The organism is Streptomyces sp. (genome assembly GCF_031181555.1).
In the GTDB taxonomy this organism is placed as follows: Bacteria; Actinomycetota; Actinomycetes; order Streptomycetales; family Streptomycetaceae; genus Streptomyces; species Streptomyces fimbriatus.
The window spans coordinates 1-12,169 of sequence record NZ_JAPSKQ010000178.1 but is presented as its reverse complement, the minus strand read 5'-3'; the positions used below and the strand labels follow the sequence as shown (position 1 = coordinate 12,169).

Genomic DNA, 12,169 nt, shown 5'->3' with positions numbered 1-12,169 from the left:
CTGCCCGCGGTTCCCGCACCGTTACGCGTCGTACACGTCCGCTTTTCGCGGCGACGCGTCCTGCACCGCCGTGCTGAGGAACGACGACCGCGTGCCGAACTTCTCCGTGTCCACGCCGTTCTCCTCCAGCACCTTGATGGCCGCCGAGTGCACCACCCGCAGCACCGGCGCCGCCGCGCGCAGCGCGTCGTCGGCCATGAAGCGGTGCCGCCACGGCTGGTCCGCCCAGGCGTGCCGCAGCCCGAAGGGCTCCGGCAGGCTCAGCTTGCCGCCCAGCCAGTACAGCAGCGGCGGATACCAGGTCAGGGGCGCACGGGCCGCCAGGCGCACCACCTCGTCCGTGTCGACCAGGGGGAGCTTCACCTTCCGGGTCTCCCAGAACTTGATCGACTTCTGGACCTCCTTCTCCTTGGCCGCCGGCTTGGTGGTGAACAGGGAGTGCACCGGTCCCAGCGCGTGCCCGGTCACCTCGATGCGCAGCGTCTCGTGCAGCACGGTCACGGTGATGAGCATGGTGAGGACCAGTTGGCCGTCCCACAGCGTCCACTGGACACCCAGGTAGTGCCGGTCGCCCGCGCCGAACTGCTGCTTGTTGCAGATGTCCTGTATGGCGTGCGGTTTGACCTGGTACGCCTCGACGTCCGTGCCCTCGGGCCGGGAGACCGCGTCGGCGTTCTCGCCGATGGGCGTGACGATCCAGTGCCGTATCGACGGCTTGGGGAAGCCCCCGGTGTGCAGGGGCCCGCGCTCCAGCATCCGCAGCCGGTCGTGGATGGCCTTGACGACGTCCCAGCTGCGGAACGGGTGGATCTCCCGGTCCGGGTCGGCCGGCACCAGGTCCTCGGCGAGCTGCCAGCTGCCCCAGCGCGTGCCCATGCCGAGGATGCCCTTGGGGCCCGCGTAGAACACGGAGTTGGACTGCTGCTCGGCGCTGAGCCGGGCGAGGGACTGGCGCAGTTGCTCGGCCGCCGTCTCATTGGGGCTGCTCGGCACCGCCTCGGGCACCTTGGCGCCGACGCTGCTGCCGGAGAGCAGGCTGCTCCAGCGCTCTCTGAGGTCCCTCGCGGTGCGTTCGCAGATGTGCTTGGCCCAGAACCAGCCGACCACCGGGGCGACCACCGCCGCGCGCGCGTACCAGCCCCAGAAGCCGCCGAACGGCAGGCGGATCAGGAACAGCACCGCGAGCGCGCCCACCGCGACGAGCAGGGTCGTCGCGAGTGCGCCGGCCCGCTTGTCCTCCCGTTTGCCGACGGTGGCGCGGATCTGGAAGACCAGCAGCCACACGAGGAGGCCGGGCAGGAACAGCAGGCCGCACAGGACCATGACGGCGCTCAGCCAGTTGTCGCGCTCCCGGCGGATGCGGTGCGCCGCGAGCGCGTGCTCCACCACCACCTGCGGCTGGGTGCCGAAGGACTGGATGAGCGGCGCCCGCCCGGAGCCCAGCATCCGGTCGATGATCGCCCGGGAGAACGCCTCGCCCAGGTTCGGCCGGAACAGCTTCAGCCGGGGCTTGCCGACCGCCGACTGGTGCCACTCGTTGTTGGCCTTGAGTATCTCCTCGGCCTCGTTGTCCCGGTAGGCCGCCGAGGCCAGCGCGAACGTCGGCGTCTGTCCCTCGTCGCCCGTGCGCGGCACCTGCGGACCGAAGAAGTCCGCGTAACCGCTCTCAACGGTCATTCCCGCCCCCGATCGCCGCGACTGTCGTCTTGCGGCCTTCCCGACTTCCTTGCTGCGCACACCTGTTGATCAGGTCTTCAGCGTATCCGTAGCCCCCGGCATCCGTCGGCGGACGGCAGAAGCCGTCCGCCGGCAAGAGGTGAAGCACTCCGAAGCCACCCGAAGGGACAGGCGTACGCGGGCGCCCGTGGGGAGCGGCCACGGGCGCCCGGCGCCGGCTACGAGGCGGCGCGCGCCTCTTCGCGGACCCGTTCCGCGATCTGGGGCGGCATCGGCTCGTGCCGCGCGTACCGGCGGCTGAAGCGGGCGGTGCCGTGCGACAGGGAACGCAGGTCGACGGCGTACCGGCCGATCTCGATCTCCGGCACCTCGGCCTTGACGAGCGTGCGCCCGCCCGCCGACTGCTCGGTGCCGAGCACCCGGCCGCGCCGGCCGGACAGGTCGCTCATCACCGCGCCCACGTAGTCGTCGCCGACCAGGACGCTCACCTCGGCCACCGGCTCCAGCAGATGGATCTTCGCGGCCGAGGCCGCCTCCCGCAGTGCCAGCGCGCCCGCCGTCTGGAACGCGGCGTCGGAGGAGTCCACCGAGTGCGCCTTGCCGTCCAGCAGCGTCACCCGCACGTCGATCAGCGGATGCCCCGCGGCGACCCCCTTGGCGGCCTGGGCCCGGACGCCCTTCTCGACGGACGGGATGAACTGCCGCGGTACGGCCCCGCCGACCACCTTGTCCACGAACTCGATGCCCGAGCCGCCCGGCAGCGGCTCCACCTCGATCTCGCAGATCGCGAACTGTCCGTGACCGCCGGACTGTTTGACGTGCCGGCCGCGCCCGGCCGCCTTGTCCCCGAACGTCTCCCTGAGCGCGACCCGGTGCGGTACGACGTCGACCTGGACGCCGTAGCGGCTGCGCAGCCGCTCCAGGGCCACGTCCGCGTGCGCCTCGCCCAGGCACCACAGGACCACCTGGTGCGTGTCCTGGTTCTGTTCCAGCCGCATCGTCGGGTCCTCGGCCACCAGCCGCGCCAGCCCCTGCGACAGCTTGTCCTCGTCGGGTTTGCTGTGCGCCTGGATGGCCAGCGGCAGCAGCGGGTCGGGCATCTCCCAGGGTTCCATGAGCAGCGGGTCGTCCTTGGCGGACAGGGTGTCCCCGGTCTCCGCGCGGCTCAGTTTCGCCACACACGCGAGATCGCCCGCGATGACGTGCGACACCGGCCGCTGCTGCTTGCCGAACGGTGTGGACAGGGCGCCGATCCGCTCGTCGACGTCGTGGTCCTCGTGGCCCCGGTCGGCCATTCCGTGCCCGGAGACGTGCACCGTCTGGTCGGCGCGCAGGGTGCCGGAGAAGACCCGGATCAGCGAGAGCCGGCCGACGTACGGGTCGGACGAGGTCTTCACGACCTCCGCGACCAGGGGCGCGTCGGGGTCGCACGGCTTCAGCTCGCGCGGCCGGCCGTCCACGGTGGTCACGCGCGGGGTGCCGTGTTCCAGGGGGGTGGGGAAGCCGCCCGTGACCAACTCCAGGAGCTCGACCGTGCCGAGCCCCTGGCGGGCGCCCTCGGCCGCGGGGGCGGCGGCCAGGACGGGGAAGAACACCCCGCGCGCGACCGCCCGCTCCAGGTCCTCGATCAGCGTCCTGGTGTCGATCCGCTCGCCGCCGAGGTAGCGGTCCATGAGGGTCTCGTCCTCGCTCTCGGCGATGATCCCCTCGATGAGCCGGCTGCGGGCCCCCTCCATCAGCGGCAGCTGGTCCTCCCCGGGCTCGGACTCCTTGCGCTCGCCGGTGGAGTAGTCGAACAGCTTCTGCGACAGCAGTCCGACCAGCCCCGTCACGGGCGCGTGCCCGTCGGGTCCCTCCGGGCCGCGCAACGGCAGGTACAGCGGCAGCACGGCGTCGGGGTCGTCCCCGCCGAAGGCCTCCGCGCAGATCCGGGTCATCTCCTCGAAGTCCGCGCGGGCCGCCTCGAGGTGCGTGACGACGATGGCGCGCGGCATGCCGACCGCCGCGCACTCGTCCCACACCATCCGGGTCGAGCCGTTCACGCCGTCCGAGGCCGAGACGACGAAGAGGGCCGCGTCCGCCGCTCGCAGACCGGCCCTGAGCTCCCCGACGAAGTCGGCGTATCCGGGGGTGTCCAGCAGGTTGACCTTGATGCCGTCCCATTCGACCGGCACCAGCGAGAGCTGTACGGAGCGCTGCTGCCGGTGCTCGATCTCGTCGTAGTCGGAGACGGTGCCGCCGTTCTCCACGCGGCCCGCCCGGTTCACCGCTCCCGCGGTCAGCGCGAGAGCCTCCACCAGGGTCGTCTTGCCCGATCCGGAGTGGCCGACCAGCACCACATTCCGTACGGACGCGGGGTGGTCGGCCGCCTGTGCCCTGCCGGCGGCTCCGGGGTGTGTGTGCGCCTTGTCGCCCATGATCCTGCCTCCCGTGCACGGTGAGGTCGCTGTGGGCGCGGACCCGCGGAATCCGCGTGCGGTGCGGCTCCGGCGACGCCCGCGGTTCTTCGAGCTTTCCACTCCCGTCACGGTGCGTCCATACGAAGGACGCCACCCCGTCGTCCGGCCCGGCTCACGGCTCCGCGGACCACCGTCCTGACGGGCCTCCGCGCAGGCGTCCGGGTGCCCCGCCGCCGCCCACGCGCGCGCGTGGCTACGATTGGGCCCGCCGGTGGCCAGCAGGGGCCACGCGGCCACACCGACCGTCGGGAAGGCCATGCTGAACAAGTACGCGCGTGCATTCTTCACGCGTGTCCTCACACCGTTCGCCGCGTTTCTCATCCGGCGGGGGGTCAGCCCCGACACGGTCACGCTCATCGGTACCGCGGGTGTGGTCGCGGGCGCGCTGGTCTTCTACCCCATGGGTGAGTTCTTCTGGGGCACGGTCGTGATCACGCTGTTCGTGTTCTCCGACCTCGTCGACGGCAACATGGCCCGCCAGCTGGGCCGCTCCAGCCGCTGGGGCGCCTTCCTGGACTCCACCCTCGACCGGGTCGCCGACGGCGCGATCTTCGGCGGCTTCGCCCTGTGGTACGCGGGCGGCGGCGACGACAACGTCCTGTGCGCCGTCTCGATCTTCTGCCTGGCCAGCGGCCAGGTGGTGTCGTACACCAAGGCGCGCGGCGAGTCGATCGGCCTGCCGGTCGCCGTCAACGGGCTCGTCGAGCGGGCCGAGCGGCTCGTGATCTCGCTGGTCGCGGCCGGTCTCGCGGGCCTGCACGCGTTCGGCGTGCCCGGCATCCGGTACCTGCTGCCCGTCGCCCTGTGGATCGTCGCGGTCGGCAGCCTCGTCACGCTGATCCAGCGGGTCGTCACCGTGCGCCGGGAGTCCGCCGAGGCCGAGGCCGCGGACCGGCAGCGGTCCCGGGGGAGCGAGGCCGCGACGTGAACGCCCGGGAGCGGTTGACCGACGCCCTGTACGGCGCCGGCTGGAGCACGGTGAAGAAGCTCCCGGAGCCGGTCGCCGTCCGCCTCGGGCGGACCATCGCCGACCTCGCCTGGAAGCAGCGCGGCAAGGGCGTGGAGCGGCTGGAGCGCAACTACGCGCGCGTGGTGCCCGACGCGAGCCCCGCGCGGCTCGCCGAGCTCTCCCGCGCGGGCATGCGGTCGTACCTGCGCTACTGGATGGAGTCCTTCCGGCTGCCCGCCTGGAGCGCCGAACGCATCAAGGGCGGCTTCGTCCCCGAGGACCTCCACCACCTGACCGACGGCTTGGCGGCCGGCAAGGGCGTCGTCCTGGCGCTGCCGCACCTCGCCAACTGGGACCTCGCCGGCGCCTGGGCCACCACCGAGCTGGGCATACCCTTCACCACCGTCGCCGAGCGGCTGAAGCCGGAGACGCTCTACGACCGGTTCGTCGCCTACCGCGAGGGCCTCGGCATGGAGGTGCTCCCGCACAGCGGCGGCAGCGCCTTCGGCACGCTGGCCCGGCGGCTGCGCGACGGCGGACTGGTCTGCCTGGTCGCCGACCGGGACCTGTCCGCCTCCGGCGTCGAGGTCGACTTCTTCGGCGAGACCGCCCGGATGCCGGCCGGCCCCGCGCTGCTCGCCCAGCACACCGGTGCGCTGCTGCTGCCGGCGACGCTCTGGTACCACGACTCGTCCACGATGCGCGGCCGGGTCCATCCGCCGGTCGAGGTCCCCCGGTCAGGTACGCGCGCCGAGAAGACGTCTGTCATGACACAGGCGCTGGCCGACGCCTTCGCCACGGGGATCGCCGACCATCCGGAGGACTGGCACATGCTGCAGCGCTTGTGGGTCAAGGACCTCGACCCCGCGCGGGACCCCGAGAAGGACCAGAAGGGGACCCCGTGAGGATCGGCATCGTCTGCCCGTACTCCTGGGACGTACCGGGGGGCGTCCAGTTCCACATCCGTGACCTGGCCGAGTACTTCATCCGCCTCGGTCACGAGGTGTCCGTCCTCGCCCCGGCCGACGACGACACCCCGCTGCCGCCGTACGTCGTCTCGGCGGGCCGCGCGGTGCCGGTGCCGTACAACGGGTCGGTGGCCCGGCTCAACTTCGGCTTCCTGTCGGCCGCGCGGGTGCGGCGCTGGTTGCACGAGGGCGCGTTCGACGTCATCCACATCCACGAGCCGACCTCGCCCTCGCTCGGCCTGCTGGCCTGCTGGGCGGCCGAGGGGCCGATCGTCGCCACCTTCCACACGTCCAACCCGCGCTCCCGGGCCATGATCGCCGCGTACGCGATCCTGCAGGCCGCCCTGGAGAAGATCAGCGCCCGGATCGCGGTGAGCGAGTACGCCCGCCGGACCCTCGTCGAGCACCTGGGCGGGGACGCGGTGGTGATCCCGAACGGCGTCGACGTCGGCTTCTTCGCCGAGGCCGAGCCCAACCCGAAGTGGCAGGGCGACACCATCGGCTTCATAGGCCGCATCGACGAGCCCCGCAAGGGCCTGCCGGTGCTGATGAGGGCCCTGCCGAAGATCCTCGCCGCCCGCCCGCAGACACGGCTGCTGGTCGCGGGCCGCGGCGACGAGAAGGAGGCCGTCGAGTCGCTGCCGCGGGAACTGCGCCCGCGCGTCGAGTTCCTCGGCATGGTCAGCGACGAGGACAAGGCCCGCTTCCTGCGCAGCGTCGACCTGTACGTGGCGCCCAACACCGGCGGCGAGAGCTTCGGCATCATCCTGGTCGAGGCCATGTCCGCGGGCGCCCCGGTGCTCGCCTCCGACCTGGACGCCTTCGCACAGGTCCTCGACCAGGGGGCGGCGGGCGAGCTGTTCCCCAACGAGGACGCGGACGCGCTCGCCGAGGCCGCGGTACGCCTCCTGGAGGACCCCGAGCGCCGCGCGAAGCTGCGCGAACGCGGCAGCGCCCACGTCCGCCGCTTCGACTGGTCCACCGTCGGCGCGGACATCCTGTCGGTGTACGAGACGGTGACGGCGGGGGCGGCGGCGGTGGCGGCGGACGACCGCACGACGGGTCTCCTGGCACGCTTCGGCCTGGCCCGGGACTGAGAACCGGGGGCGGGGGAACAGCCCGCCCGGAGGCACCCCCTGCCCGTGGAGCCCGGGGGAGTCCGAGGACGAGGCCGTCCGGGCCGGAGCGGGGATCCGGGGGCGCACCCCCCCCGGGGACGGCACCCGCAGCCGACGGCACTTTCCCGGGTGCCGTCACCCACCCCGGGCACCCCGTCCGGCCCGGCGGAGCACCCCGGTAGCCTTGCCGCCCGTGACCGCAACCCTCATCTGGATCCTCGTCGCCCTCCTCGCGATCGGCCTCTACCTGAGCTGGACGGCGGGACGGCTGGACCGGCTGCACGCCCGTATCGACGCCGCCCGGGCCGCGCTCGACGCGCAGTTGCTGCGCCGCGCCTCCGTCGCCCAGGAACTGGCCACCTCCGGGGTGCTCGACCCGGCCGCCTCGATCGTGCTCTACGAGGCCGCGCACGCCGCGCGGCAGGCGGTGGAGGAGCAGCGCGAGGTCGCCGAGAGCGAGCTGAGCCAGGCGCTGCGCGCGGTCTTCGCCGAGACGCAGCAGGTGGACGCGGTCAGAGAGGCGCCCGGGGGAGAGGAGGCGGCCCTGGAACTCGCCGAGGCGGTGCGCAGGGTGCCCATGGCCCGCCGCTTCCACAACGACGCGGTACGGGCCGCGCGGGCGCTGCGGCGGCACCGCAAGGTGCGCTGGTTCCGGCTGGCGGGGCACGCGCCGTTCCCGATGGCCTTCGAGATGGACGACGAACCGCCGGCGGCACTGATAGAGAGGGCGGCGTAGCGGCGGGATCCGGCCGTCCGGAGAACCGCCGCCGAGCGAAAAGGGTCCACCGCCTTTCCATTGGCCCTTGCTGTGGACTGGTCCGCTCACGTTTCCTCGGTGCTGCAGAAACCCCTCTTTCCCCTCAGCGAGGTCATTCGTGTCCAGCACGCTCTCCGAAAACCAGGGTCCCGAGACCGGCACCGCGCGCGTGAAGCGCGGCATGGCCGAGCAGCTCAAGGGCGGCGTGATCATGGACGTCGTCACGCCGGAGCAGGCGAAGATCGCCGAGGACGCGGGCGCCGTCGCCGTCATGGCCCTGGAGCGGGTCCCGGCCGACATCCGCAAGGACGGCGGCGTGGCCCGGATGTCCGACCCGGACATGATCGAGGGCATCATCGACGCGGTCTCCATCCCGGTCATGGCCAAGTCCCGCATCGGCCACTTCGTCGAGGCGCAGGTGCTGCAGTCGCTCGGCGTCGACTACATCGACGAGTCCGAGGTCCTCACCCCCGCCGACGAGGTCAACCACTCCGACAAGTGGGCGTTCACCACCCCCTTCGTCTGCGGTGCGACCAACCTGGGCGAGGCCCTGCGCCGCATCGCCGAGGGCGCCGCCATGATCCGTTCCAAGGGTGAGGCCGGCACCGGCAACGTCGTCGAGGCCGTGCGCCACCTGCGCCAGATCAAGAACGAGATCGCCAGGCTGCGCGGCTACGACAACCACGAGCTGTACGCCGCCGCCAAGGAGCTGCGCGCTCCGTACGAGCTGGTCAAGGAGGTCGCCGAGCTGGGCAAGCTGCCGGTGGTGCTGTTCTCCGCCGGTGGTGTGGCCACCCCGGCCGACGCCGCGCTGATGCGCCAGCTCGGTGCCGAGGGCGTCTTCGTCGGCTCCGGCATCTTCAAGTCCGGCGACCCGGCCAAGCGCGCCGCCGCCATCGTGAAGGCGACCACCTTCTACGACGACCCGAAGATCATCGCGGACGCGTCCCGCAACCTCGGCGAGGCCATGGTCGGCATCAACTGCGACACCCTCCCCGAGACCGAGCGCTACGCCAACCGCGGCTGGTAATCACCCATGAACACTCCTGTCATCGGCGTCCTGGCCCTCCAGGGCGACGTACGGGAACACCTCATCGCCCTGGCCGCGGCCGACGCCGTGGCCAGGCCGGTGCGGCGCCCCGGCGAACTCGCCGAGGTGGACGGCCTCGTCCTCCCCGGCGGCGAGTCCACCACGATCTCCAAGCTGGCCGTCCTGTTCGGCCTGATGGAACCCCTGCGCGCACGCGTGCGCGACGGCATGCCCGTCTACGGCACCTGCGCCGGCATGATCATGCTCGCCGACAAGATCCTCGACCCGCGCTCCGGGCAGGAGACCGTCGGCGGCATCGACATGATCGTGCGCCGCAACGCGTTCGGACGGCAGAACGAGTCCTTCGAGGCCGCGGTCGACGTCAAGGGCATCGCGGGCGAGCCCGTGGAGGGCGTCTTCATCCGCGCCCCCTGGGTCGAGTCCGTCGGCGCCGGGGCCGAGGTGCTGGCCGAGCACGCCGGGCACATCGTCGCGGTCCGCCAGGGCAACGCGCTGGCCACGTCGTTCCACCCGGAACTGACCGGAGACCACCGCGTGCACGGCCTGTTCGTGGACATGGTGCGCGCGAAGCGGACAGCCGAGTCCTTGTAGGATTCCTGCGTTCGTTGCAGAGATGGGTTACGCGAAGGAGACAGGCAGATGTCCGGCCACTCTAAATGGGCCACGACGAAGCACAAGAAGGCCGTGATCGATGCCAAGCGCGGCAAGCTCTTCGCGAAGCTGATCAAGAACATCGAGGTCGCGGCCCGCATGGGTGGTGCGGACCCCGAGGGCAACCCGACGCTGTACGACGCCATTCAGAAGGCCAAGAAGTCGTCGGTTCCGAACAAGAACATCGACTCCGCGGTCAAGCGCGGCGCGGGCCTCGAGGCCGGCGGCGCCGACTACGAGACGATCATGTACGAGGGCTACGGTCCGAACGGTGTCGCGGTGCTCATCGAGTGCCTCACCGACAACCGCAACCGCGCCGCCTCCGAGGTCCGCGTCGCCATGACCCGCAACGGCGGCTCCATGGCCGACCCGGGCTCGGTGTCGTACCTGTTCAACCGCAAGGGCGTGGTGATCGTCCCCAAGGGCGAGCTGACCGAGGACGACGTCCTCGGCGCCGTTCTGGACGCGGGCGCCGAGGAGGTCAACGACCTCGGCGAGACCTTCGAGGTCATCAGCGAGCCGACCGACCTCGTCGCGGTCCGCACCGCTCTGCAGGACGCCGGCATCGACTACGAGTCCGCCGACGCCAACTTCGTCCCGACCATGCAGGTCGAGCTGGACGAGGAGGGCGCGAAGAAGATCTTCAAGCTCATCGACGCGCTGGAGGACAGCGACGACGTGCAGAACGTCTTCGCCAACTTCGACGTGAGCGACGAGATCATGGAGAAGGTCGGCGCGTAGCGCCGCCGCGGGCTTCGACCGGCTCAACGGGCCGACGGGGGCGTCCCCGTCGGCCCGTCGCTTTGCCCGCGTTGTCGGCGGCACCCGATAGCCTGCACAAACAGGCGATCGAAAGGCGATCGAAAGGGAGGGCCGGGCGTGCGCGTACTGGGGGTGGACCCGGGACTGACCCGGTGTGGCGTCGGCGTGGTCGAAGGCGTCGCCGGGCGACCGCTCACCATGCTCGGGGTCGGTGTCGTGCGCACCCCGGCGGACGCCGACCTCGGCCACCGACTCGTCGCCATCGAGCAGGGCCTCGAGCAGTGGCTGGACGAGCACCGGCCGGAGTACGTGGCCGTGGAGCGCGTCTTCAGCCAGCACAACGTCCGCACGGTCATGGGCACCGCCCAGGCCAGCGCCGTCGCCCTGCTGTGCGCCTCCCGCCGCGGCATCCCCGTCGCCCTGCACACCCCCAGCGAGGTCAAGGCCGCCGTCACCGGCTCCGGACGCGCCGACAAGGCGCAGGTCGGCGCCATGGTCACCCGCCTGCTGCGGCTGTCCGCGCCCCCGAAACCCGCCGACGCGGCCGACGCGCTCGCCCTCGCCATCTGCCACATCTGGCGCGCCCCCGCGCAGAACCGAATCCAGCGGGCGGTCGCCCTGCACACAGCACATGCAACGAAAGGCCGTACGGCATGATCGCCTTCGTCAGCGGCACCGTCGCCGCCCTCTCTCCCGACACCGCGGTCGTCGAGGTCGGCGGCGTCGGCATGGCCGTCCAGTGCACGCCGAACACGCTGTCCGGCCTCCGCCTCGGACAGCAGGCCCGGCTGGCCACGTCCCTGGTCGTCCGTGAGGACTCCCTCACCCTCTACGGCTTCGCCGACGACGACGAGCGCCAGACCTTCGAACTGCTCCAGACCGCCAGCGGCGTCGGCCCCCGCCTCGCCCAGGCCATGCTGGCCGTGCACACCCCGGACGCCCTGCGCCGAGCCGTCTCGACCGGTGACGAGAAGGCACTCACCGCCGTCCCCGGCATCGGCAAGAAGGGCGCCCAGAAGCTGCTCCTGGAGCTGAAGGACCGCCTCGGCGAACCGGTCGGCGCACCGGCCGTCGGCGCCCCGGTCACCACCGGCTGGCGCGACCAGCTGCACGCCGCCCTGATCGGCCTCGGGTACGCGACCCGCGAGGCCGACGAGGCGGTGGCCGCCGTGGCCCCGCAGGCCGAGGCGGCCGAGGGCACCCCGCAGGTGGGGCAGCTGCTGAAGGCGGCCCTGCAGACGCTCAACAGGGCGCGCTGACCGGGACACCCGGCCAGACCCTCGTACGACGACCCATCCGACCGCGACCCGCGAGGCACGAGCAATGAACTGGGACGACACGACCGACACCCCCGCCGCCGAGCGGCTCGTCGGCGCGTCCGCCGACCGTGAGGACCAGGCCGTCGAGGCCGCCCTGCGCCCCAAGGACCTGGGCGAGTTCATCGGCCAGGAGAAGGTCCGCGAGCAGCTCGACCTCGTGCTGCGCGCCGCACGCGCGCGGGGCGCCACCGCCGACCACGTGCTGCTCTCCGGCGCCCCCGGCCTCGGCAAGACCACCCTCTCGATGATCATCGCCGCCGAGATGGGCGCCCCCATCCGCATCACCTCCGGCCCCGCCATCCAGCACGCGGGCGACCTCGCGGCGATCCTCTCCTCCCTCCAGGAGGGCGAGGTCCTCTTCCTCGACGAGATCCACCGCATGTCCCGGCCCGCCGAGGAGATGCTCTACATGGCGATGGAGGACTTCCGCGTCGACGTCATCGTCGGCAAGGGCCCCG

12 protein-coding genes are annotated in these 12,169 nt (G+C 72.0%); 10 read left to right on the top strand and 2 right to left on the bottom strand.

Features of this window, described 5'->3' with window-relative positions:
• Nucleotides 1-21: 21 nt before the first annotated feature.
• Together RIM90_RS26755 and RIM90_RS26750 are read right to left on the bottom strand one after the other, a co-directional pair.
• Nucleotides 22-1,677, bottom strand: coding sequence for a hypothetical protein (locus RIM90_RS26755; RefSeq protein ID WP_309063317.1), 1,656 nt, complete (start codon nucleotides 1,675-1,677; stop codon nucleotides 22-24).
• A 218-nt stretch (nucleotides 1,678-1,895) separates the two neighbouring features.
• Nucleotides 1,896-4,094 (bottom strand): elongation factor G-like protein EF-G2, encoded by a 2,199-nt coding sequence (locus RIM90_RS26750; protein ID WP_309063316.1) that lies wholly within the window; start codon nucleotides 4,092-4,094, stop codon nucleotides 1,896-1,898.
• 241 nt (nucleotides 4,095-4,335) lie between these two features.
• Here RIM90_RS26750 and pgsA point away from each other — a divergent pair, with 241 nt between their 5' ends.
• The 10 genes from pgsA to RIM90_RS26700 form a co-directional block, all read left to right on the top strand.
• On the top strand, nucleotides 4,336-5,064 hold the full coding sequence (gene pgsA, locus RIM90_RS26745; protein ID WP_309063315.1) for a phosphatidylinositol phosphate synthase: 729 nt from the start codon (nucleotides 4,336-4,338) through the stop codon (nucleotides 5,062-5,064).
• Nucleotides 5,061-5,990 carry a phosphatidylinositol mannoside acyltransferase gene (locus RIM90_RS26740; RefSeq protein WP_309063314.1) on the top strand — a complete coding sequence of 310 codons (930 nt, stop codon included), beginning with the start codon at nucleotides 5,061-5,063 and terminating at the stop codon, nucleotides 5,988-5,990. Before pgsA ends, RIM90_RS26740 begins: the two co-directional genes overlap by 4 nt.
• The gene (locus RIM90_RS26735; RefSeq protein ID WP_309063313.1) at nucleotides 5,987-7,150 is read left to right on the top strand and encodes a glycosyltransferase family 4 protein; all 1,164 of its coding nucleotides are present in this window, start codon (nucleotides 5,987-5,989) and stop codon (nucleotides 7,148-7,150) included. The genes RIM90_RS26740 and RIM90_RS26735 overlap by 4 nt, the downstream gene beginning before the upstream one ends.
• A 214-nt stretch (nucleotides 7,151-7,364) precedes the next feature.
• On the top strand, nucleotides 7,365-7,907 hold the full coding sequence (locus RIM90_RS26730; protein WP_309063312.1) for a hypothetical protein: 543 nt from the start codon (nucleotides 7,365-7,367) through the stop codon (nucleotides 7,905-7,907).
• Between the two features lie 139 nt (nucleotides 7,908-8,046).
• The gene (pdxS, locus tag RIM90_RS26725; RefSeq protein WP_048458196.1) at nucleotides 8,047-8,958 is read left to right on the top strand and encodes a pyridoxal 5'-phosphate synthase lyase subunit PdxS; all 912 of its coding nucleotides are present in this window, start codon (nucleotides 8,047-8,049) and stop codon (nucleotides 8,956-8,958) included.
• 6 nt (nucleotides 8,959-8,964) lie between these two features.
• Nucleotides 8,965-9,570, top strand: a complete 606-nt coding sequence (gene pdxT, locus RIM90_RS26720) for a pyridoxal 5'-phosphate synthase glutaminase subunit PdxT (RefSeq protein ID WP_309063311.1) — start codon at nucleotides 8,965-8,967, stop codon at nucleotides 9,568-9,570.
• Nucleotides 9,571-9,618: 48 nt separating this feature from the next.
• On the top strand, nucleotides 9,619-10,371 hold the full coding sequence (locus tag RIM90_RS26715) for a YebC/PmpR family DNA-binding transcriptional regulator (RefSeq protein WP_309063310.1): 753 nt from the start codon (nucleotides 9,619-9,621) through the stop codon (nucleotides 10,369-10,371).
• Nucleotides 10,372-10,509: 138 nt separating this feature from the next.
• Nucleotides 10,510-11,049 (top strand): crossover junction endodeoxyribonuclease RuvC, encoded by a 540-nt coding sequence (gene ruvC, locus RIM90_RS26710; RefSeq protein WP_309063309.1) that lies wholly within the window; start codon nucleotides 10,510-10,512, stop codon nucleotides 11,047-11,049.
• Nucleotides 11,046-11,651 carry a Holliday junction branch migration protein RuvA gene (gene ruvA / locus RIM90_RS26705; RefSeq protein WP_309063308.1) on the top strand — a complete coding sequence of 202 codons (606 nt, stop codon included), beginning with the start codon at nucleotides 11,046-11,048 and terminating at the stop codon, nucleotides 11,649-11,651. The genes ruvC and ruvA overlap by 4 nt, the downstream gene beginning before the upstream one ends.
• A 64-nt stretch (nucleotides 11,652-11,715) precedes the next feature.
• Nucleotides 11,716-12,169, top strand: a 454-nt coding sequence (locus RIM90_RS26700) for an AAA family ATPase (protein ID WP_309063307.1), incomplete at its 3' end; no start/stop codon positions are given.